At 33.3% G+C, this 25,285-nt stretch carries 10 protein-coding genes and 1 tRNA gene; 8 read left to right on the forward strand and 3 right to left on the reverse strand.

Going from position 1 to position 25,285, the window contains the following annotated elements:
• Positions 1 to 66 precede the first annotated feature (66 nt).
• On the forward strand, positions 67 to 3,048 hold the full coding sequence (locus tag OM074_RS11005; RefSeq protein ID WP_301199526.1) for a hypothetical protein: 2,982 nt from the start codon (positions 67 to 69) through the stop codon (positions 3,046 to 3,048).
• Between the two features lie 11 nt (positions 3,049 to 3,059).
• Positions 3,060 to 4,037 carry a mechanosensitive ion channel family protein gene (locus OM074_RS11010; RefSeq protein ID WP_301199527.1) on the forward strand — a complete coding sequence of 326 codons (978 nt, stop codon included), beginning with the start codon at positions 3,060 to 3,062 and terminating at the stop codon, positions 4,035 to 4,037.
• A gap of 3 nt (positions 4,038 to 4,040) precedes the next feature.
• Here OM074_RS11010 and OM074_RS11015 read toward each other — a convergent pair whose 3' ends face one another.
• A complete protein-coding gene (locus OM074_RS11015) occupies positions 4,041 to 8,018 on the reverse strand; it encodes a hybrid sensor histidine kinase/response regulator transcription factor (protein WP_301199528.1) in 3,978 nt (1,325 codons plus the stop codon).
• Between the two features lie 257 nt (positions 8,019 to 8,275).
• Here OM074_RS11015 and OM074_RS11020 point away from each other — a divergent pair, with 257 nt between their 5' ends.
• From OM074_RS11020 to OM074_RS11045, 6 genes are all read left to right on the forward strand, one after another.
• The gene (locus OM074_RS11020) at positions 8,276 to 9,637 is read left to right on the forward strand and encodes a 3-keto-disaccharide hydrolase (protein ID WP_301199529.1); all 1,362 of its coding nucleotides are present in this window, start codon (positions 8,276 to 8,278) and stop codon (positions 9,635 to 9,637) included.
• 21 nt (positions 9,638 to 9,658) lie between these two features.
• Positions 9,659 to 10,987, forward strand: a complete 1,329-nt coding sequence (locus OM074_RS11025; RefSeq protein ID WP_301199530.1) for a Gfo/Idh/MocA family protein — start codon at positions 9,659 to 9,661, stop codon at positions 10,985 to 10,987.
• A 419-nt stretch (positions 10,988 to 11,406) separates the two neighbouring features.
• On the forward strand, positions 11,407 to 12,195 hold the full coding sequence (locus OM074_RS11030; RefSeq protein WP_301199531.1) for an FAD:protein FMN transferase: 789 nt from the start codon (positions 11,407 to 11,409) through the stop codon (positions 12,193 to 12,195).
• A gap of 4 nt (positions 12,196 to 12,199) precedes the next feature.
• Positions 12,200 to 13,474 carry a Gfo/Idh/MocA family protein gene (locus OM074_RS11035; protein ID WP_301199532.1) on the forward strand — a complete coding sequence of 425 codons (1,275 nt, stop codon included), beginning with the start codon at positions 12,200 to 12,202 and terminating at the stop codon, positions 13,472 to 13,474.
• 430 nt (positions 13,475 to 13,904) lie between these two features.
• Positions 13,905 to 13,989, forward strand: a tRNA-Ser gene (locus tag OM074_RS11040).
• 272 nt (positions 13,990 to 14,261) lie between these two features.
• Positions 14,262 to 15,482, forward strand: a complete 1,221-nt coding sequence (locus tag OM074_RS11045; RefSeq protein ID WP_301199533.1) for a site-specific integrase — start codon at positions 14,262 to 14,264, stop codon at positions 15,480 to 15,482.
• A 64-nt stretch (positions 15,483 to 15,546) separates the two neighbouring features.
• On the opposite strand, the gene OM074_RS11050 is transcribed toward OM074_RS11045, so the two are convergent.
• Both OM074_RS11050 and OM074_RS11055 read right to left on the reverse strand, forming a co-directional pair.
• Positions 15,547 to 20,130 carry a choice-of-anchor Q domain-containing protein gene (locus tag OM074_RS11050; protein ID WP_301199534.1) on the reverse strand — a complete coding sequence of 1,528 codons (4,584 nt, stop codon included), beginning with the start codon at positions 20,128 to 20,130 and terminating at the stop codon, positions 15,547 to 15,549.
• A gap of 10 nt (positions 20,131 to 20,140) precedes the next feature.
• Positions 20,141 to 25,276, reverse strand: coding sequence for a T9SS type A sorting domain-containing protein (locus OM074_RS11055; protein ID WP_301199535.1), 5,136 nt, complete (start codon positions 25,274 to 25,276; stop codon positions 20,141 to 20,143).
• Between the last annotated feature and the right edge of the window lie 9 nt (positions 25,277 to 25,285).

Consider the following 25,285-nt stretch of genomic DNA (forward strand, 5'->3'; position numbering starts at 1 on the left):
AACTATTAAAGGTATTTAAAACTTAATTTTCCAATTTACATTATCATCCATATTATTAATTTTCCTATGGAACAACAATTCAGAACTGGCATCTCTTTATATGAGGAATTGTACTATAAACACTTTTTAAACATTATAGAACAAAAAGTTAGTGATATTGGCAATTTGATAAACGATGTTACAGGTATCCATACCAAATATCTTGCAGGACTTGAAAAAGTAAATGAAGAAAACGATATTCATATATTATTAGAGAAACACAACAACTACTTAAAAGATATATGGGAATACAACAAACTTTCCTATCCTTTAACACCTGAATTTAATTCTCAAAAAGAACTGAAGCAGCTGCTAAATGAACACAGAAATTTAGTTGCTGGTTTGCCCAAAAACATCACACTCTTTGAAACTAACGAAAACAGAGTCATAAATGATGATGACACCTATTTGATAAAATTCATAAAAAGGATCAAACAGTTAAGGTTTTGGACATATTCATTATTTATCAACAACAATAATATTAATATTAAGAGAAGGGCACCCTTACGTACTTATGTAATACAGAAGCTTTTTTTTGATATTATGCCGGCATTATGGTCTTCATATAAACAGTTGTTTTTATTGGAGATTGAACTGTTAGAGTACTATCAGTCTGCATTCAATCAAATTGATGATGAATTTAAAATTCAAGACCAATGTAATATTCCATTAGTAAAACAAACTATTACCCAAGTATTAGATAAGAGCTCTGACGCACAAACCATATTAAACCAAACTACGGCCTCTTTTAAGGAATTAATCAAAAATGAACTAATAAATAAAACAAATGAAATAGCTTCCCAAAGCTATAAATTGGGAACTGCAGAACACCGGAGTATTAAAAACCGTAAATGGCACACTAAAAGGAGTATACGAAAACTATCCTTACAAACCATTAGGCAGATCAATTCATGGGAAATCTCTCTTTTTAGTATTTCGGAAGCCTGGTGTTTTAATGCGGATCTATTCATTTTAAGGAACAAAGCCCTTATTTCACTTCACTCGGAGAGGTTTAACAAGAGTATTGCAAAAATAAGCGCCACTTGCGGTGCACTTTCAAGGAGATTAGACACAACTGCGGCTGAGTATGATAAGGTTTATGCCTATATAGACAAAAGCTCTTTTGATCAGGATACAATTTCCAGTCACAAAACTAACATCAGTAAAATACTGTCATCTGATGGTTTGTTTCTTTCTAAAGTCAATCATTCTCAAACTATTTTGTATGCATTAAATGAAATTGAACAAAAAGTAGTCTCTGAAATTGAAAGCATCAATGATAAGAGGATGATTTATCAAGGCAATTTGGAACCGGATAAAATGCAATTATCAAAGCTTAATCCTGTACATTTAAAAGATTTATTAAAACTTGAAATCCAACCACGGTTTTCTTCTGATATAGAATTACTCAAGCAAAATATTCTTCAAAAAATTGCCTTTTACGAAAGCGAAATAACCAATCTGGTACACATTTCAGAATATAACTTTGAAACAATATCCTCTATACTTACCAATAAGGATTCAAATATTGATGACTTATTAAACATCATCAAGGAAGGAAAAAGCAAAGTAATCAATAAACTTAAAGAAATCACTGCTGATTTATCTGAATTAGAAACATACGCCAGATCACAACTGACGGGTACAATTAAAAATTTAGTAGATGAACTAACAGCCCTAACAGAAAAGGAAAGAATTGGAGAGTTAAATTTAAGATTGCTTAAAGCTAAAGCAATTACAAAATCAACTCGCTTTAAAAATTTGATCATAGGTTACTTATCAGGCATTTTAAAAAGAGCTGATGCTTTAAGGTTACTGATTCAAAACAAAGGATTTAAGTTTAGCAAGCACCTGGCAAAAATATACTCACAGGAAGAAGTACAGGCAAGTATAAACAATGAAATTTCCACTTTTTTAAGTGAAATTGCCATCACTAAAGATAAACTTCCATTTTTATATCAGAGGCTTTTTAAGCTGGAACCCGTTGACGAAGGCTACCTGTACTTTAAACGTTCTGCTGAAATAAACCACTTAAAACTGGCATATAACAACTGGAAAAAAGGCAGATTTGCCAACATTGCCATTACTGCCGAAAAAGGTGCAGGTGTTACTTCAATTATTAATTACGTTGTTAATGATAGCGAACTTGAGTATACACGCATCAATTTTCAGGAATACAATAATATATACCGTCAGGATGAATTTATATTTACTTTGTCAGAAATACTTGACCTCACCCCTTTAAATGAACTAGAGCTATTTATTGATGAATTAAACAATACAAAAGGCATTATGATTCTGGAAGGACTGCAATATGCTTATTTGAAAAAAGTTGATGGATTTGAAACATTGAAGCTGCTATTTGAAATCATATCAAAAACCAATAAAAACATATTTTGGATATGCACTTGCACCTTGCATGCCTGGAATTATCTAAATAAAGCCATCTCAATAGAAGAGTATTTTGGCCATATTATCAAACTTGGAGAATTTTCAAACGAAGAAATGATAGATATCGTTAAAAAAAGGCACCAGGTTAGTGGATATGAACTTGTATATCTAAAAAGTAAAGCAGATACAAACAATAAAAAACTAGCAAAGATGAGTATTGAGGATACCCAACATTTGCTTGAAAAACAATATTTCCAGATTTTGAACACCTTGGCTAAAGGAAACATAAGCATAGCATTAATATTTTGGTTGCGCTCTATTAAAAGGATAGAAAACAATACCTTGTATATTAATTCCATGGATGATTTCAATATTTCGTTTATCAGAGGATTAAAACAGGAAAAACTGTTTTGTTTATATGCTATTCTTTTGCACGACGGACTTGATCTTGAAGGCTTTTGCAAGGTAATGAGACTTTCACCCGAACAGGGTCGCATGAAACTATTTCAAATGGTAGATGATGGCCTGTTACTCGAATTAAACAAAAGGTATGTCATTAACCTTTTGCTATATCGCCCAACCATTGATGCATTAAAAGCAAAAAACATATTACATTAAAAAAAAGGATAATGATTAAAAAAAACATCATACTATTACTATCTGCAATACTGATAAACAGCATCTCTTTGTTTGGCCATTGTTTGCATGATGATCCTCTTATACATCAAAATGATACAATTGCTATCCATAAAACAAACCTGGAAGTAAACGACTCTATACCAACAGCCAAAACCCTTCAAGAAAAAATTAGTGAGTTGGGAGCACCTCCTGTGAATAGGATATTAACTACGGGAAAAATTGTATGGTCACTCATTATTATTTTAATAGGTTTTTTGGTATTAAAATTTATAGATGTATTGCTGAACAAAATTGGTCAAAGAAGCACCCATTACCGAATTGTAACCAAAAGGATTATCCCTATTGTCAAAATTCTCGGGTGGATATTTATTACGTATATTATTATCCAAGGGGTTATAAGGCCTCCCCTGGCAACCGTTATAGCTTTTTTTACATCAGTTGGTGTTGCCGTTGGTTTTGCTGCCCAGGACTTACTAAAAAATATTTTTGGAGGTTTAATGATTTTATTTGACAGGCCTTTTCAGATTGGGGATAAAATAGAGGCCGGCAGTTCCTATGGAGAAGTGATAAAGATAGGATTGCGCTCAACACGCATTGTAACAGCTGATGATTCGGTTGTTACAATACCCAATGCCGAAATGATGAACCAATCCATTGCCAATTCCAATAGTGGGGAAACCAATTGCCAGGTTGTGGCAGAGTTTTATCTACCCCTTGATATTGATACTCAAAAAGTAAGAAGGATTGCAACAGAGGCTGCAATGGTATCAAAATACATATATTTAAACAAACCCGTTGCGGTATTATTTTTTAATGAAATGAAAGATAAACGAAGCGTAATCAAAATGCGCTTAAAAGCCTATGTGTCTGATATAGCGAATGAGTTTATCTTTAAAAGTGATATGACTGAAATAACATTAAGAGAATTGATTAAAGAAAAACTTATTAGTAAGGACTATTATATGTAAAAATTAATACTCTGAAGGATTTTTACCAAACTGTTCCTTAAACTTAATACGAAATTGGGCTACACTGGAGAATCCGACTTCCTGACTAATCTCACTTATTTTCAGCTTTTTCTCTGCCAATAGCTCTGCAGCCTTATGTAACCTAACTTTCCTGATGTAATCAGAAATATTTTCACCTGTTAAAGACTTAAATTTTCTATAAAAGGTAGAGCGGCTCATATTCATTTCTTCGCTTAACATTTCTGTATTATAGTCTGCATTACTTAAGTTACTAACTATACAGTTGTTTAGTTGGTTCCAGAATTCAACATCTCGTTTTGATACCTTGCCGTTTTTAATGGAATCCTTTATATCAAGTGATTTAAACTGCTTTTTAAGCTCCATCCTGTTTTTTATTAACGCATTAATACGTGCAATAAAAACTGATTTACTAAATGGTTTTTCAATATAATCATCTATCCCAAGCGAAAATCCTTCAACCTTTGACACATCTTCTGATTTTGCAGTTAAAAATATTAAAGGGATATGGCTGGTATTTATGTTTTTCTTTACCTGCTTACAAAACTCAAAACCATCCATAACAGGCATCATTATATCTGATATTATTAAATCCGGAACATGACTCTTTAGTATATCAATTGCCTGTTTTCCGTTATCAGCTTCTAATACCTTAAAATTTGCCGATAATGTATTTTTGATAAAAGTTCTTAGGTCGTAATTGTCTTCCACCAACAAAATCTGAATATCCTTAATATCAACCAGCGGCACATCTTTCTGATAATCTTCAACTGAGGATTGCTGAATTGGTGTTTGGGGTAAATTTATTGTGCTTAAATTATCGGATACCTTTCTTTTTTTAAACCTGAGCGAAAAGCGGGTGCCCTTATCTACCTCTGAATATAGCCCCAGGCTACCTTCAAGCAGGTCTGTTAACTCTTTAACCATGGAAAGTCCTATACCATGCCCAACATCCTTTGATTGAAAATCAGCCCTGTAAAAGCGTTCAAAAATCAACTTCTGCTCTTCCTCTGATATTCCTTTACCTGTGTCAATAACTTCTATCAAATAATCATTCTCATCACTGATTAACCGTATAATGACCTGCTCATCTTCATCTGTGTACTTAATAGCATTTGAAATCAGGTTGTATACAATTTTTTCGAGTTTATCCGCATCAGTCGACACCCATAATTTCTCCTCCAAATCAGTAACTAATTGAATATTTTTTTTCTGTGCTAATATTTTAAATGACAGAACAATATTATTTATAAAACCAGCCAATTCAACATTCGAATAATTTACCCGTACCTGTTTCAAATCTATTTTTCGGAATTCTATCAGCTGATTAACTAAACGGAGCAATCGTGTGGCATTATCCTTAATAATATGTCTTATATGCCTTGAATTCTCTTTCTCCAGATTTTCAAGATACCCTAAAATAATGGTCAGGGGAGTACGGAACTCATGCGAAACGTTGGTAAAGAAGCGTAATTTGGCCTGATCTGCGTCATGCAGTTTATCTGCAATTTCCTGAATTTCTTTGTTTTTAATTAATAAATCCTTTGTTTGTTCATCTACTTTATTGGCCAGCCAAATATTCCGTTTTTTTACCTGTTGCAGTTTCAACCTGAAAACCCCAAATACCATAATGGCCAAAAAAAAGAGCAGAGCCAATTGAAAAGATAAGGTCTTCCAAAACGGCGGGGTAATAACAATTTCAAGATTTTTAATTCCACTCCTATTGTTAGAGCCATCTGTTACCTGAACTTGTAATAAGTATTTTCCAGGTTGCACATTTGTAAAACGCAACTTTAAGTCGCCCGGTTTATTATACACCCAATCCTTATCCCATGGTGAGAGTTTATACCTGAAAATATAATTATTAGGCACCTCATAAGGAGTAGCATTTACAATAAACGAAAAATTGTTTTGCTTGTAACTCAGTTCCAACATCTTTAACCGATTTACTTTTTCCATAAGCAACACATTATTACTAATGGTATCTCCTGCATTTACAACTTGGCCATCCAATTCAAACTGTTGTACAAATGGAACCGGCAAATTGTTGGCTATTTTTAAATCCTCCGGTTTAAATGCAACAATCCCCGTATAACCTCCAAAATAAAGAGTGCCATCCTTACCTTTTAAATAGGCATCATCCATAAATACATAGCTATTCAGGAAAGTGGAAATCTTTTGGGTTTTCATATCCAACTTACTAATCCCCTTATTGGTACTCATCCATAGATTATTATCCAGGTCCAAATCCACACTATACACAATATTGTTCGACAGGCCATGCTCTTCAAGAAATACCTTTTCAACTGTTCTGGTTATGGAATTAAATTGGTTCAATCCTGAATTGGTAGCCAACCAAATATTTGAAGCATCTATTTCCAGGCTATATATTTTCCCCTCTGTTATATTAGCATTTGATTCGTTATAAAAAACAGACTTACCACTTTCTCCATTAATAAAAACAAGCCCGCTCCCGTCTGTAGCTGCCCAAATATTCTTATTATGGTCAACTTTTATGTCCCTTATTGCAGTACCCGATAGATTGTCATATAATAATTCCGCCTTTTTCGTACCAATGGATATTCTATAAATCCCTGAATTTGATGCTATCAGCACAGAGGTACTGTCATATTGCTGAATGGCATAACAATTTGAAAAATTAATATCCGGAAATATAATATTCAGCCGATCAAACCTTTTTTGTTTCCTGTTATACAAACAAACACCACTGCGTATTCCCACAAAAATATTTCCATCACTATCCTCCAATATCTTCCTGACTCCTGCTATTTTCTTCTGCTTATTGTTTTTATCATGACAATTATCAAAATACTCTTGTTTCCCATCTGGATGAATCACCCCTATCCCCTCACTATCAAACCCAAACCAAACATCATTATTCGAAAGTTTACAAATTGCTCTAACCGGCTCAACCGTTTTGCTAATATCGTTACTATAGTCCCAGTTAATGTGTTTAAACTGATTTTTATACCTGCTATAATAGTTCAATCCATTTTTATAGGTACCAATCCAAACGTTTCCCTTGTTATCTGCAACCATATTGGTTATTTGCCTTCCATAAAAAGAAGTTAAACTGGAAAGATTCAATGAAATTTGCTTTTTTTGAACGCCTTTGGGTGTATTTTCGTAAATGTGAATGGCATTTCCCACAGTCATCCAAATATCATTATTCGCCAATAGCATATTACCTATACGTGCTATATCCTGCCTTTCTATGGAAAATAGTTTATTTTTTACCGTTAAGTCGTTTCTCAATGAAATAACATCGGTGCCCTGCAAACAAACAATACTATCCTTTGTACCCGACATCTTATGCACATCACCTGTCAACAACAACTCTCTCGCAATTTCATCGTTTTCAGTATATAGATGTTCAATACCAAAATCACCATAAAGCAAAATCCCTTTAGCATCATGTTCCACAAAACCTCTTACATTTCTTTGATGCTCAATTAAACGCGACCGATTTTTAAAAGGATTAATTACCAGCACTCTATTGCCATCAACAAGCCATAAATCACCGTTTTCATCTTCAGACATTTTTATGGATCTTGAAATATTTACACCCTCTACCCATTTCTTGTCTAATCTGGTAAACCGGTTACTATTGGCATGGTACAGGTTAATAACACCACTTTCTGTTGCAACCCAAACATCTCCATCTTTGGCATTACATACACTTACAATGTTGTTTCCGGAAATGCTGGTTGTATCATTTGTATTTGACTTATATATTTCAAACTCGAAGCCATTATATCGGTTTAAGCCATTTAAAGTTCCCACCCATAAATTACCAAAGTCATCAAAAGCAATACTGTGAATACCATTTTGGGATAAACCATCACCAACATCCAAATGCTCAAAACTAATGGTCTGCGACACAGAAAAACCTGGTAAACCAATAAGAAAAAGTAGTATGACAATGATCTGAGAATGCCGCATGAACAATATTATAAAACCTAAAAATACATCATTTATATATATGAAAAACCAGTCTTTTAAAAAAACTGCGACCAATATAATAGATGTAAAACTAAAATATTTAATGCCTCTTTAATCTTTTCATAAAAAACCATCAAAAAAGATGCTTTGAAACAAAACCATCCTTTAATGACACAAAACCACACGTGGTAATGAGCTGGTTAAAACTAAGTTTGCTAAACGATTACTGAAATAACACTTAAAAAACAACAATGCATATGAAATTAAAATCAGCTATTATTTTACTATTGGCGTGTATGCTAACTATGCAAAATTCATTTGCCAAAGACCTTTTCAACGGCAAAAACCTCAAGGGATGGAAAAAGATAGGAGGTACAGCAGAGTTTAAAACAGAAGGTGGAACCATAATAGGCATATCAAAATCTGAGACACCAAGTACCTGGCTTGCCTATAAAAAGGAATACACCAATTTTATTTTAGAATATGAAATAATGATTGGAAAAGACCTAAACTCTGGTGTTCAAATCAGAACTCATTTTGATGAAGACAAACAGCATTTATATGGATTGCAGGTTGAAGCTGATGATTCTGAACGATCATGGACCGGAGGAATATATGACCAGAGCCGTCAAGGATGGCGTTATCCATTAGAATACAACCCTGCTGCAAAAATGTTACTCAAGCACGACCAATGGAATAAAGTAAAAGTTATTGCCTATAAAAACCATATTGCCACGTGGCTTAATGGTGTTAACGTTGCCAACCTGCTGGAAGAACAGGTAGAAACCGGATTTATTGCTCTTCAGGTACATAGTGCTGAAAAGGAAAAAGACGGAAGAATAAATAAATGGCGCAATATCACTATCACAGAGTTGGAATCGGAACCGGATTTTTCTACAGCTACAGCTCCATTAGTGAGTTACCTGAAGAACCAACTTACAGAAGATGAAGTAAAGGAAGGCTGGCAACTTTTGTGGGATGGTAAAACCACCAGAGGCTGGAGAGGTGCAAAAAGAGATGATTTCCCTAATAAGGGATGGTCTATTAATGATGGCATTTTAACGGTACATGCTTCCGGAGGTGCCGAATCAGAAAATGGTGGTGATATTGTAACAACCCGTCCTTTTAAAAACTTCATCCTGGAAGTTGACTTTAAATTTACAAAGGGAGCTAATAGCGGTATAAAGTACTTTGTTGACACAGGTTTAAACAAAGGAAAGGGATCTGCCATTGGCTGCGAATTTCAGATTCTTGACGATAAAAATCATCCGGACGCTAAAAAAGGTATTGACGGCAAACGTACCATTGGTTCATTATATGATTTAATACGTGCGGATTCCAGACTGTTTGTAAAGGGCTTAAATCCACAAAAATATGTGAATACCGACATGTGGAACCGGGCAAGAATAGAAGTAAGAGACTCTAAGGTAAAACACATATTGAACGGATGTACGGTTGTTGAGTACGAAAGAGGAACCCAACAATGGAAAGCCCTGGTAGCTTATAGCAAATATGCCCAATGGCCAAACTTCGGAGAAGCAGAAGAAGGTTTAATCCTGCTACAGGATCATGGCGACGAAGTACAGTTTAAGAACATTAAAATTAAAGAATTACAATAAAGCTCTTACAATCCTTGAAACATGGTAACAAGAAGAAATTTTATACGAAATATAGCTGTAGGTACAGCAGGTGTGTCACTTTTAAGTTCCACTAAATCATATGGTGCCATCCTTGGTGCTAATAGTTCAGTAAATATTGCAATTTTAGGTACCGGTGGACGCTCCTACGCGTTGGCTCAGGCTGTTGCCAAAGTTAAAAATGCCAGGATCTCATACATATGTGATGTAGACAGCAATAACCTGAATAAATTTAAAACTTATTGTAAAGACAATATTGGATACACTCCGGAATTGGAAAAAGACTTTAGGAAAATTCTTGAAAACAAAGATGTTGATGCAGTAATCATAGCCACACCCGAACATTGGCATGCTCCAATGGCTATCATGGCCATGCAGGCTGGTAAACATGTATATGTGGAAAAACCCTGCAGCCACAATTTATATGAGAATGAAATGATTGTTTTGGCCCAAAAGAAATACAAGAGGGTGGTTCAGATGGGCAATCAACAACGCTCTTCTGTATCATCGGCATTGGCAATTAAAGAAATAAAGGAAGGCATCATTGGCGATGTATATGCAGCAAAAGCTTTTTATGCAAATGCCAGAAGACCAATAGGCAAGGGAAAAATTATCAATGTCCCTGATTTTCTTGACTGGGATTTATGGCAAGGCCCTGCTCCACGAGAGGATTACAGGGATAATATCCATCCGTATAACTGGCATTGGTTCAGGACATGGGGTACCGGAGAAATACACAACAACGGAACCCACGAAATTGATATATGCCGTTGGGCTTTAGGAGTAGACTATCCTACCAGGGTAGTAAGCACAGGAGGCCGCTTGCACCATAAAGGCGATGACTGGGAATGGTTTGATACTCAAACAGCCAGTTACGAGTTTGCCGGAGGCAAAACCATTACCTGGGAAGGCAGAAGTTGTAATGCTTATAAGCCATCCGGAGGAAGAGGGGTTACTATTTTTGGTACTAAAGGGACTATTTTGCTCGACCGCTCTAAATATGAACTATTTGACCTGGACGGAAATAATATTAAACAGGATTTAGAAGAAGATCAGGGAACTTCTAACAACACTTCTGACACGCGCGGTTTTGACGGACTAACGGTTACTCATATGAGAAATTTTGTAAGTGCTATCAGGGATAATGCAAAGCTTAACGCTCCAATTGATAATGCGGCTATCTCAACACACTTATGCCATTTGGGTAACATGGCGCAGGATTTAAAAGAAAGTTTAATTATTGACCCTAAAACAGGTAAAGTAGTTAACAACAAAAAAGCCACCAGCATGTGGAAAAGAGAATATGAAAAAGGGTGGGAAATAAAACTATAGACTGAGATTTGAGACTTTAGATAAGGGATATCAGACCATTACAATAAACATACTTAGGGTTGGCAAGAAAACTGCTGAAATTTTTGTTAGCTCACCCACACCCCTCAGTCCCCTAAAGGGGAAGTTGCTACCGCACAGTGCGTTGGAGTTTTCCCCTTTAGGGGAATCAAAGGGGTGAGCGTAGGAATCATGAGTTTTCTTGCAGGAACTACTTAGTACTTATGGTCTGGTATCTCTATCCCTCTCAACTAGTCATAGTTACGCACCACCAAATTCAGTAATTATCAGAATCTGGTAAAAGTATAAGTTTTACAGTTTCGCATACACGCTTCACCTCTGACCAGGTCGGGTGAGTATAAAAACAAGGATTACTTTAGGGGATTAACCTTGATTGGAATTACTTAATATCAACAAATAGCATGAAAAATTTTTACCATAGTTCGCATTTTGCAATGAACACACGTTTGGACATTATTTTATGGGGATGTGAAGAAAGTTATTATGCTCAGGTTGATAATAAAATACACACAACAATTAAGGCATTGGAGCTCATTTATAGCAGGTTTGATAATAAGTCGGAATTATACAAGCTTAACGATACAGCATATAACAATTACACAAAACTTAGCAACACATTACTAAAAAGCATCAACCAATGTCTGGAATACTCAGTAAAAACAACAGGATATTTCAACATAGGATTCCTGAACAATCAGGGAATGGAGCTTCATGACCTAATTGAAGTCCGCTCTCATTCAAATACCATAAAATATCTATACCCAAATGTAAAACTTGATTTTGGAGGAATAGGAAAAGGGATTGCACTAAAACATATTGAACTAATCCTTAATGCCTACAACATAGAAAATGCCATAATAAGTTTTGGAGAAAGCTCTGTTTTAACCCGGGGTAAACATCCCCATGGATCATATTGGCCCTTTTCATTTCAAGACCAACACAATTTTGGTGAATCATTAAAGCTTAATAACCATATGGTTTCAATAAGCGGACTGCACAACAACACTCCACACATTATCAATCCTGAATCGGGCAAACTGGTTTCAGATTCAAGGGCGGTGTGCATTGTAAATAATGACCCAATTGCGGCAGAAGTATTATCCACAGCCCTGATTGCAGCACCCCAGAACCTCCATCAACAAATCATTAAAAGCTTTACCCAGGAAAAAGTATTATACAGTAAAAGTTAACAAAATGGCTCAAAAAGAAGGCAGAAGAGAATTTTTAAAAAGATCGGTATTGGCAAGTGCTGGAGCAGCTTTGGCCTTATCTCCCATAAACAATACATTGGCCTTATTAACCAATGGAAAAAAAGTAAAATTAGGATATATTGGTGTAGGTGGTCGCGGACAACACCTTTTAAGATTATTATTTGATCAACAAATTTCATCAGATTATGAAGTAGTTACCATATGTGATAATTACCAGCCCAGTATTGATGCAGCATTAGAGATATTCAAGGAATATGGAAGGCCTGTTCCAAAAATATTTTTAAGTCATCAAAAGATGGTTAAAAATATAGCTCTTGACGGAGTTGTTGTTGCCACTCCCCTATTTGCCCATGCCCATATCTCAATTGACTGCATGAATGCAGGAATCCATGTACTATGCGAAAAAGCCATGGCACGTACACTGGACGATACCAAAGCCATGTACGATACCCACATAAAAACCGGGTCTATTTTACTCATAGGGCATCAGCGTATATTTAGTAAGGTGTATACCAATGCGATAAATCAGATTCACAATGGTAAGCTTGGGGAAATTGGTCAGATCAGGGCCTACTGGCATAGGAATAACGATTGGAGAAGGCCTGTGCCAAAAAACAAACCATACCTGGAGAAAAAAATTAACTGGAGATTGTATAACGAATATTCTGCCGGATTATTGACAGAGCTAATGTCGCACCAGTTACAGATAGCCAATTGGGCATTAAAACAAAACCCAACTTCAGTAATGGGAACAGGCAGTATCCGGTATTGGAAAGATGGAAGGCAGGTTGATGATAATATTGCATTAATTTATTCGTATCCCGATGGAACCCAGTTTGTTTACGATTCATTAAACTGCAATAAGAAGTATGGTTGCCAGGAACATATACTGGGTAGCAAAGGTGCAATGGAACTGGAAACCAATAAGTTTTACTCAGAAAATCCACCCCAGGCACCCGGAATACTCCAATTAATCAATGATATAGAGAAAGATGTATTTAGAGATGCCCAGATTGGGGGTGCCAGTTGGGTTCCGGAAACCGCTGTTAAATACGAAGGCGAAACAATAATTACAAACAAGCAAAAGGGTGATGGAACGGCTGAAGAATTAGTTCATTTCATTAAATGCATCCAAAAGAAAAGTGCACCTGAATGGATACTCAAAGAAGGATATAATACCAGTATCTGGACCCTATTAGGTGAACAGGCCATTGAATCCGGAACAAAAATTACTTGTCCTGAAAAATATTTAATTTAAAAGTAGACTTATGCAAAACATTATTATCACAGCAAAAAATATAAAAAAGGAACTGATCATCCTAAGTATTATTTTTACCATTACCTATATAGGAAACATCTATTCAATTATATCCTACAACACCCCCTGGAAAGAACTTTACTCCTCATTAATGTATGTTTTTACAGTAAGTTTTGTGCTATATTTTTTTATTGCTTTTATAAGAATAATAATCTATATGATAAAGAAAGCACTGTGCTTAATTGCATTACGGAAATAGGAAATAGTTATGCAACAACAGAAAAACCAGCAATAGAAAAAAACACACAAATTTTCTTTTAAATTATTTTTGTAGTTTAAAAAAATACTCTACATTTGCAGCCGTTATCAAAAGAGATACATACTGAAACACTACTAAAAACAAAGGTTTCAGGTTATATATAAAAATTTTGGAGAGATGGCAGAGTGGTCGAATGCGGTGGTCTTGAAAACCATTGTGCGGCAACGTACCGGGGGTTCGAATCCCTCTCTCTCCGCTGATTAAAATGTCAATAAAAGACAGAAAAAAGACAAGTCCTACACTTTCAATAAGTTGTAGGACTTTTTTTATGCCTTTTTGTTTTGTATGTCTTTCTTAATATGCCTAAAAATGACATTAAATAGTAACTAAATCGTAACCTATTTTAAAAAGGTGAAAATAGGTTACGATTTGTCCAGAATTGGCATAGTTACGTCCGAAATTGTCCAGCTTACAAGTATTTCATTTAGAGAATAATAACATAGTTTTACAATTCAAAAAATGAAGCTTATGAGAAGTACTTTTAATGTTCTTTTTTTCATTAAAAAGAATGCAGAAAAAAAAGATGGAACAGCACCTATTGTTGCAAGAATTACAATCAATGGAAAGAAAACACATTTCAACACCAAACAATTTATCACACCGAACGACTGGAGTGTTGAATTAAATAAGGCTAAAGGAAGAAGTACCGAAGCTCGAACTCTAAATGCCGTTTTAGATGAAATAAAAACATCTCTTCGTAATACTTATAATGACCTATCGAAAAAAGATATCCAGATAACCGCTGAAAAAGTTAAGAATACTTTCCTCGGTATCGGGTTGGAACAATATTTACTAATGGAACTATTTGAGGACAGCAATGACCTCCTAAAGAAACAAATAGGCATAAATAAATCAAAAGCCACATACCAAAAAGCGGAAGTTTGTAAAAGACATCTATCAAATTACCTGAAAGAAGAATGCAAAAGAACAGATATTGATCTAAGAGAAATAAACCACTCTTTTATTACCGGATTTGAAACATTCCTTAATGTACAATGTCGTTGCAACTCAAATACTTCGGCTAAATTTATTCAGAAATTTAAAAGCATAGTCCTTATAGCTCAAAATAATGGATGGATTCAAACCGACCCATTTGCCAATTACAAAATTTTAATAAAAAAGGTTGACAGAGGATACCTGAACGATGACGAACTAAAAAGCATCATGCAAAAAAGTTTTAGTAGTGAACGATTAGAGCGGATAAGAGATATTTTTATTTTCTCATGCTATACCGGATTGGCTTATATCGATATTAAAAATCTAAGACAGGAACATATAACCAAAGGTTTTGATGGTAATTTATGGATAAATACTAAACGCCAGAAAACCTCAATTAAAACGGTTGTACCTCTATTAGAGATTGCCCAAATGATTTTAGATAAATATAAAGGACTACCCAATAATGTTCTTTTACCTATTCCGACCAATCAGAAGACAAACCAATATTTGAAAGAAATTGCTGATGTATGCGGTATAAATAAAAACCTAACTTTTCACCTGGCACGACATACCTTTGCAACCACCATTACCCTATCAAAGGGAGTTCCTATCGAATCCGTTAGTAAAATGCTTGGTCATACGAATATTAAAACAACGCAGATTTATGCTAGGATTACGAATGAGAAGATTAGTAATGATATGCAGGTGTTATCAGAGAAGTTAAAGTGTTCTGAAATGAGATTGGCTTAAGCACTTTTCACATTGTAAACAATAGAAGAACTCCCAGCAAATAAGTAAGGAGTTCTTTCAATTGCTATTCTAAAAGTATCTTTTTAACAATGACTTGCTTCTCTATATATAACTTAATCAAATACAAACCTTTGCTATATTGCTTTAGATCAAAAGTTTCATTGTTAGTCTCTAATCTTTTTTCTATAATTTTCATACCAAAAGCATTATATATTTCCACATAACCAACATTTCTAAAATTTTCAATTTTAATTGAAACAATTCCATTAGTTGGATTAGGAAATACAGAAATATTATCAGGTATACCATCACCTCCATAAATTAAGGTTTGAGTATCGCCATTAAATTCAAAAGCACCAATATCTACATTTCCTCCAACAATTCTATTATTTCCAATAATATCAGTTTTAACATAGTTATATCTACAAAAACCAGATGGATAACCATCCGGACAAGTATAAACAAGTAAACTTTTTCCTTTATCAATACAAGGAGAATTTGCTCTTAACTGAAAATTACCATCTTCAATTGAAACAAAATTAGGTCCATTATCGTGGGTATTAAGTTCATTTAAAACAATATCATCTGCAGAATTGTATTCATCGCCGTAGATATATTCACATGCACTATTATCGAAATTTGATGGCATAACATTAATAATCTGATTTTCTATTTCATCTTCAGGAGTTCTATTTCTCCATACAATAGAATTGGTAATATAACCATAAGACACACCGCTACCATATCCTGCTATATTGTGAACAATAGTACTGTTAATAATTTTAGTGTTCCCCTCGAACCCCGATCCAATCCCTCCTCCATAATAAAAAGAATAATTATCACTTACTATACAATTAAGTATTAAATCACAATTATAGAGTCCTCCTCCCTCCCAATAAGCTTTGTTTTTATTTATGACACAGTTATAAACACAACCATTAAACACCCCTCCCCCTTTAGAAGAATCATCTGCCCCTGTTACATTAGCATTACCAAAACAAATATAAAATCCGTCTAAAAATGTAGTATCTGTTATCTCTTCCATATTAAAATATACTACATGATATGAATTATCAGAAAAATCATCCTTTATCCCTATGTCTCCAGACAAAACGGTCTCGTTCTCCAATATATTTCTTTCTGAAATTGAAATTTCATCACCACAAAAACCTCCATAAATTTTAATGCCATTTTTAGGTTGGAATGATTTTAATCTTTCATTACTACTGCTCTCTCCTCCAATTTTATTTATAGGGTAATATTCTCCTTCTGCAACCCAAACCTGTTTACATTCTTCTGCATCTATTGCTGCTTGAATATTATTAGTGGCATTTTCCCATGAACTGCCATCCATATTACCACAGGCTATTTCTTTAACAAAAGAAATTCCTTTATCAGAAGGTATAATCGAAATTACATCAACCTTAAATTCTTTATTTTCTATATACCTTGTAACAACATCTTGACTGCAATATGCACCTACTTGAACTACATATGTTTCTCCCAAAATAAGATTATCTATAGTGGTATTATTACTATAAGCAATTTTCTCATACCAGTTCATATTTTCAGACTTAACACCATAACGTACATTCCACTGTGTTTCATTTCCATTAACTTTCCAATCAATGGAAGCAGAAGATCTGTTTATTGTTACATTAATTAAATTAGGAGGAGTACATTCAAATTCTTTCTCATAAGCTCCAATATCCACTATGTTATTAATTACCCTATCATTACCCTCAATGTCATATATTGTATTTACATCATCATTAGATCCTTTATCAATACATGGTGACATCCGATTTAAACTAAAAACACCATTTTCCCAATCAATAAAATTAGGGCCATTAATGTTGTTGTTATCACTTGAAAGTGGAATATTGTAATTGTCGCTATCTCCATTTTCAATGGCACAATACTCTATTGTATATGCAGGGAGATAATAATAGTCCTCATATGTTGATAGGTTGGTTTTATTATTCCAAATAATACTGTTTTTTATTAAGCCCTTAAATGTAGAATTTATAACAAAACCAATTAAGTTATTATTCACTATATTACAATTAATTATTTTTGATTCATTATCAGCAACAATACCATAATTTGTATTGTTATAAATGCAACTATTAAAAATATATCCATTTTTTATTACTAAGCCATTATTGTTATTAAATATATTACAACTATTTACACTTCCACTGTTGATATACAAACCGTATCCATTATTATCCGAAATACAACAGTATTCTATTTTTGAATCTCCTTTTGCAAATATTGTTGTTCCTCTCTCATACTTCAATGTAGACGTATTTCTATGAACGTAACAATTACTAATCTCACCATTATTGCAATATATGGTTCCTCCACTTTCATAATAAACTGAAGAATAATTTTCCGTTATCACACAATTTTCAACCTTACCACCATTTGAAATAAAAATAGATGAGCCATTTTCACCATATCCATTTCGAATAGTTACTCCATCTAACAAAGATGGTATCTCACCTACTGTGGTATCTGTAAAATAAACAACATGAAAAGAGTTGTCAGAATTAATATCCTTATTTGAAAGATTTCCCTCAAAAATAGAAGTATGTTCTTTTTCGTTTCTTTCTTCTAAAGTAATCTCATTTCCCTCAAAACCTCCATAAATCTTAATATTTGGTTTTATTATAAAAGATCTGTTTCTTAGATTATTTTCCAAATCTGTAAATTGCAGTGTAGGATAATATACTCCTTCTGAAACCCAAACCTCTTTTGTATTAACAGCATTAATTCCTTTTTGAATATCATTAGTTGCGTTAGCCCAACTACTACCATCCATATTTCCCTTGGGTATATTTGATACATACACAATTCCTTCAGAAGATGGAGTTATATCTTTAGAAGTCGTTACGAAATTAGTTGAAGTTGAAAAACATGATGTATACAGATTTTCAAATATAGATGCAACTCTAATGTCATAACCTGTAGCTTGCTCTAAATTATATATAGTACATGGATTAGATTCCACTATAATATTCTCCCATTCTTCTTCTCCTTCTTTTCTAATATCAACACTCCATGTATTCGTAACTAGATTATCCCTAATGGTCCAAGAAATCATAACAGAACTTTCATCAACACCCTCAACTACCACATCTTCAGGTCTTGCACCCTTATAATAAGAAGATTCATAACATCCTAAATCTATTTCATATCCCTGTATCCTTGGTTGTTCTATAAGGTCTGTATCATAAACAGATGGAATCAATGTGTTATTACCAAAGTCTATACATGGAGAATTTTCACTCAGCTTCCAGTTCTGTATAGATGGATCCATAAAGTTTGGACCTTCGATGTGATTATTATCTTCGTTTAAATTCAAATTTTCAATACATTTATACTCCATTACTTCGTCAGTATCATAGCCACCTTCAATAGCACAAAAAGATATTCTTGGCAAGCTTGGTCCACTTATTTGACTCCCTTCATTTCCCCATATGATTGTATTTTCAAAAACACCTGATCCATGAATAGTAAGATCTAAATAATTCCATGCGCATATAATACCAGCTTCATTATTATTTACAATTGTTGAATTAGTTACTTTAACACCTACATTATCTACATTATTACCATTAATATAGCATTCAACTCCACCACCATTATTGTTATCAACAAAAGAGTTTATCACAATCCCATAGTCAATAGAATATATTCCCCCTCCTGATCCTGCATCATTGTTGACTATGTTACAGTTTAGAATTTTTCCTGAGAGAATTTTTCCAGTATACTTATCGTAATTTCCCCAAAAAAGGACCCCACCACCACTAACAGCGTAGTTTTCCTTAATAATCGAATTCTTAACAATGCCCCCAAAGTTAAAATATACACCTCCTCCTTGATTAGCTGTGTTTTTACAAATGGAGCAATTATCTACTTCTCCACCAGACAAAACTACGCCAGTATCATAATTATTATTTATACTACAATCTTTAATGACACCTCCATCTTTTAACCAGCCTCCTCTTGCGTTGTTTTTAATAGTTGAGTTTTTTAATGAAATATTATTATAAAGCTTAATCCCAAGTTGTTTGGCTCCTGAAATTACCACACCATCAATTATTGTTTCATTTTCAAACTCATTTTTTTCAGGCCAAATAGTATATTCACAGTTGTTCTCAGTCCCACTTACTACCCATTCACAACGAGGAGTCTTCCATTCTTCATTCTCTTTCCAAGAAAAGACATCCTCCTCACCATCAATATCGCCACTCAATATTGTGGAATATTTAAACTCCCATTGCTCGATTGTACCATTTCCATCATTATCAATGCGTACACGCTCATTTAAGTTAAGTTCATTTCCTAAAAATCCACCATTCACACTAATTCCATCTTTTAAAACGAAAGCTTTCTTATTCTCTTCAGTAGAGCCATCAGTTGTAACCGTGGGAAAATAAATTCCTTGCGATATCCAAACTTGTCCCTTTGGAGTAAGCTTATCTGCCTCATCAATTGCTTTCTGGACTGTTGCTAAAGAGTTTTCCCAACTAAGCCCATTGTTGTTATCATTCCCATCTTCTGTTACATAAAGAATTGTCTGTGTGTAACTTATTGTAGAGAATGTTATTAAAAAGCAAAAGAAGAATATAGTTTTCATAATAGGAATTTTAGTGATGACTTTTTATAATCTTAAAAGTTGATATTCGGTCATCAAATAAGAACTGAATAAAATATAATCCATCCTTGTATGAAGACAAGTCTACCTGCAGTTGATCGTATTGAACATTATTTTTAAAGAATATAACCTCACCTGTTAAATCAATAACTCTTATTCTAATATTAGGCAATCCTGATACATCTTTTTCAATATACACAACTCCTGTGGTAGGATTAGGATAAAGCTTAATTTGGTCAATTATATTATCCTCAATCCCTGTAGTAATAGAGAAATTAGTGGTATCTACAATAAAATCTATATTTGTAACTTCCAAATTGGTATCATCAATAGAAAGTGCTTCTGTCTTAAAAAAATCAATATTAGGAACATCTACAAATACAGAATAATCGCCTTCTGGTAACTGCATAAAACTGTAGAATCCGGAATTATTCGAAGTTGTAGAAGAAAATATAGTATTTCCATCTGAACTACCTAATAAAATATTAACCCCTTCAATAGGATCGCCAGAACTTGCTGATGATGCAGTAGCCATTTGAATTGATGGAGCTGCATAAGCAATTGGGTAATTATCCGTTAAAGCGTAGTGAATATTTCCTGATATAATACCATTACCAGTCTCTAAATTGCTTTTTGCTAATACATTAATATCTGCGATTAATCTTTCATCTGCATTATTAATTTCGATAATCAATCCTTCATTAAACATAAATGAAGATTGATAATAAGTGTTTACGAAATTATTGTCATCGGAGACAACTTGCAATTTATAGTCCCCTATCTCTAAATCTTGAAAAACAAAGCGGTTTTCAGAACCAGATATAGAATACTCTTCAATCTTTGAATATGTTCCGTCATCTTTTCCCCTAAATAAATTAACGTAACAATTCTGGTTAATTATACCATTGAACATATCAAAAACTTGACCTGAAATAAAAGGCTCCACAGCGTCTATTACTTCAATATAGCCATCGTTTACTCTAACATTTTCAATTGTACTCCCATTTTGACTTAATAGACCGACATTTTCAAGTTCTACAGTATCTTTACCAAAGTACAATGCCTGCAATCGAATGGTGCAAAGTAATTTCTTTTCTTGATATGTACTAACACCTTTAACATCCCCGAGTAAAGATTCTCCTATAATAACTGTTCCATTATCATCGAAAGAGTTAAATGATGAACTAGCCCCTTCTGATGAAAGAAAATCACCCTTATTAGCACTTATAAAACGAAACTTAGAATTGTCATAAATAAAATCAAACGCATACGCTTTTAGGTCAATAACACTATCAACTTCCACCTGAACTATTACATCGTCACCAATGTTATACAGATCCTGATCTGCATCAAATCCAATTTCAGTATTACCAGATATACTATAAACAGGAATTGTTGCATTATATGTTTTGGTCTCAATTTGAACACTTCCATCCAAACCATAAACACTTACTGTGTCATATTCAAGTTTTATATCTTCTTTTGACAAAGGTACAACAACAATACCTGCAATAGTTCCGGAGTTGTTGCAGCCATACTTAGTTTCTAATCGTGATGTATTTATAGAAACTGTAGTATCGTTTACTGTTGAGAAAAATGCAGTTGTTACTTCATTGGCTTCATTTAACAATGAACTTTCAAATACTTCTATTATCTGTGCATTGGATGAAATGCTAATAGTACAAGAGGCGCCATAAATATTTTGTACATTATTTAATCCAACATAAATAGTGTCTTTTTGCATATATTGAATGCCGTCATTTTTAACATTAAAACCTAATCCGACTCTTAATTTATCAACATCATTCTGAACGCCACTATTAGTTAATTCACTTACCTCCCCATTATGATTCAGTATATTGCAGTTACTAGTAGAAACCGTTGAAGAACCATCATCTAAATTTAAAAAGGAACAGTAAAAAATAGGGTCTGAATCTATAATATTTGCTCCGTATTTACTATTCATTGTTGATAATCCAATTGAGATTTCTCCTCGATTATCATCGTAAATAAACGTAGGAAATGTTTCTTTCAAATCAGAATTTATTTCAACTCCTAATAGTTTCTTCTTGGTAGGGTCATAATTAATTTTTGTAGAAAGGCCACAAAAATCACCAACAGGTGAAATTCCAAAACTATAATAATCAAGATTATTTACTTTTGACAATGAATTTAGAGCAATAAAATTTGAATTTACCTCAGTATGGTACTTAGTTTTTAATTTTAATGTTTTATAACGATGTCTATTTGCATCTATTTCTACATAATACCACCCACCTATATTTCCAATCCAAGTTGATTTATAAGTCTCCGAAGAATTGTCATAATTGTAATTTATATTAAATTCTTTTCCATCAGGTGAAATTACTTTTCCAACTACAGTTGCATCAGATTTAGGATTTTCTTGGTAATGAATTCTTATTTCAGAACTAATATTATCTCCTAATGCAAATGACGTTGCAGCCGGTGTAATTATTTCTCCTTCAAGCTGTGGCTTTTCTAAAAGATCAAAAGGAAGACGATCTTTAATTGTTGGATTTCCAATATGCCCTGAACAACTTAAATAATTAGAACTATAACTTCCAATTTTGAGACCTAAAGTTGAATACGGATTATTAATATTAACACTGGAATTAGAAAAGATATTAACCTTTTCTGTACCTATAGGAATAGAATCCGAACCGGATATTAAATAAGTATATGTGTAAGTCAAATTTTCATCATAAAAGTAACTTTCATTTTCAATTCCAACAATTAGAGATAATTCATCTCCTTGAATCTTAGGCTCTGTTAAATATTCAATTTCAGTATTTTCCAAGTTTACACTTTGAAATCTTAACATATTATTGGGAGGAATAATACAGGCATTAACTCTAAATATATATGATTCATCAGAGAGTGTGCTCTTTACTTGCACCCATGCTTGATATTTTCCTTCCTTAGTATATGAAGGTGGAGTAAATGTAATGATTTTATTACTTGAAGCATCTCCGTTTGAGATAAATGGAAGCCAGTCATTATTAATCTCATCTTCATTTCCACCAAAAACATTAAAATCATTAGATAAATTATCTGGAGTTGAAATTTCAACATCAAATCTTTTACCAGCATATTGTGCAGTTTCAATGTCATTAACCTCAAATGTAGCTTTTCCTCCTGCTGAGAATTCACATATTGTATCACCTTGACAAGACAAATATTCTATAAACATTGGTGCTGAATCAATATAGGTTAGTTCATTTTTAGATACTGTAACCAATTCTCCATTTATTGAAAACTTAGCCACGCTATTCCCAATAAAGGTTGGTGTGATTGAATTTCCTCCAATAGAAACGGCTCTATTTATATCAATATCAGAATATTTTGAAGTTTTAAAGGTTTCAACTTTAGGAACAGTGGACAAGTAAAACTCTGTTTTATAAATATTATCCGCTTCGTTTTTATCTTTGGGAGAGATAATTCTTACCATTACCTGATAAATTCCTTGGCTTGCTCTTACTGAAATTATCTTTTGTAGTGTATTTGATTGATTGGAATTTAATGAAAACGAGGTAATATCTTCATAAATAGTATCTTTATTAGCTAAATTTATGATATAATATGCCAATTGACCTCCATTAATATTTTTATCATCAAAGTTTTTAATATTTGTATTAATTGTTAAATCATCTTCCCAGTGAAGCCCAATTTTATCAATTGAACAATCAGCAATTCCGATATTGTAGAACTGAGAATTGTCTGTTTTTACAGTAATTGGTATCTGCGTATATGTATCACCCTTAACTCCATTTAGTTGTAGATAATATGAATCTTCTATTAAAGGTGCCCTGAACACAATATCAAAATATCCATCCTCATCAGTCTGTATAGGTTTACTACTCCATTTGTGTATGATTGAGTCACTAAAAAAAACATCAGCATTCTCAATTGGTCTATTTAAATTATCCAATAACCTACTTTTAAAATGGATTGTATCATTAGAGCTTACTAGGTATTCATCATTATATTGACTTTCAAAATGATACTCTAATCGAGCAATTCCTCCTACAATATTTGAGAATCTACTTTCCCTCCATGTATCATTTTGGTATTTTACGGCTTTAACAGTATAGTAATACTTTTTGCCTATTGTTAAATCATTATCAATGTAAGACGATGTTTTTGTCGAGCCAATATAATTTTGTTCACTTTTTAAATCATCAATAGATGAACTTCTGTATACTTTGAAAGTATCTGTATCAGTTTCATCCCAGGTCAATTTTATTGATTGAGGCTGATTATAAGCTATTAATTCCAGAGGGCCTTCAGGTAATGTTAAATCTTCAGTTGTCCAATTGGTTAATACACCCAAAGGCCTAGATCTTGAAAATAATATCTCGTCAAAGATATATATACTAAAAGAGCTATAGTCTCCAGATATCATATCATATGAATCTTGATGATTGAAAATTTCATGTGCAGTATTAGGAGCATTCCCATTTGCATAAGGTATATAATCCGAAATTCTAATTGTATTTCCATCTTTTTCAAATCCTATTTCTGCTAATAATGCATTTCTTGTTACAAAAAGATTTTTGGATTTAATATCGTAAGGAGTTAATTCAAAGTCATCAAATCTTATAATGTAACTTTTACCTGCCTTAAGATTGTTCTCATAATGAGATATTGTTAAATTTATGGATGCAATATATTTCTCCTCATTAATAATTACTTCACTGTAAAGTTTCTGCTTGCCGGTATTTAAAATATTTCCATTACCTAATAAGTTTAATCTACTAATTTCAGGTATATTTTCAAATCCATATTTTGTTATAGACTTAAGACATGTTTGGGCTAATCCAACTGGATCAAATAAACTTAAATAAATCTTTTCTCCACTTATTTCAAGTTGATGTACATTATTAAGATCAATAGGCGTATTGTTTTCATCTTCTAAAAAAGCTTGATAATATTCTTGTCTATCTTCATCATTATATATTTTCTCAATATATCCTAAAGCAAAATCAATTCCAGCACTCTTAACATCTGTAGTGCTATACCAGAATTCAACAGGAATTTTAGTGTTTTGCCCCCAACAAATGCTACTAAATAATGTAACAATTATGAATAATACAATATATCTTTTCATACGAACCTA

This window comes from Plebeiibacterium marinum (genome assembly GCF_026013615.1).
Taxonomy (GTDB): Bacteria; Bacteroidota; Bacteroidia; order Bacteroidales; family Marinilabiliaceae; genus Saccharicrinis; species Saccharicrinis marinus_A.

Excerpts from the sequence above, each read along its gene's own strand:
- OM074_RS11030 (WP_301199531.1), top strand. The coding sequence starts at position 11,407 with ATGAAAAATTTTTACCATAGTTCGCATTTTGCAATGAACACACGTTTG.
- OM074_RS11020 (WP_301199529.1), top strand. The coding sequence starts at position 8,276 with ATGAAATTAAAATCAGCTATTATTTTACTATTGGCGTGTATGCTAACT.
- OM074_RS11005 (WP_301199526.1), top strand. The coding sequence starts at position 67 with ATGGAACAACAATTCAGAACTGGCATCTCTTTATATGAGGAATTGTAC.
- OM074_RS11055 (WP_301199535.1), bottom strand. The coding sequence starts at position 25,276 with ATGAAAAGATATATTGTATTATTCATAATTGTTACATTATTTAGTAGC.
- OM074_RS11035 (WP_301199532.1), top strand. The coding sequence starts at position 12,200 with ATGGCTCAAAAAGAAGGCAGAAGAGAATTTTTAAAAAGATCGGTATTG.
- OM074_RS11025 (WP_301199530.1), top strand. The coding sequence starts at position 9,659 with ATGGTAACAAGAAGAAATTTTATACGAAATATAGCTGTAGGTACAGCA.
- OM074_RS11010 (WP_301199527.1), top strand. The coding sequence starts at position 3,060 with ATGATTAAAAAAAACATCATACTATTACTATCTGCAATACTGATAAAC.
- OM074_RS11050 (WP_301199534.1), bottom strand. The coding sequence starts at position 20,130 with ATGAAAACTATATTCTTCTTTTGCTTTTTAATAACATTCTCTACAATA.
- OM074_RS11045 (WP_301199533.1), top strand. The coding sequence starts at position 14,262 with ATGAGAAGTACTTTTAATGTTCTTTTTTTCATTAAAAAGAATGCAGAA.
- OM074_RS11015 (WP_301199528.1), bottom strand. The coding sequence starts at position 8,018 with ATGCGGCATTCTCAGATCATTGTCATACTACTTTTTCTTATTGGTTTA.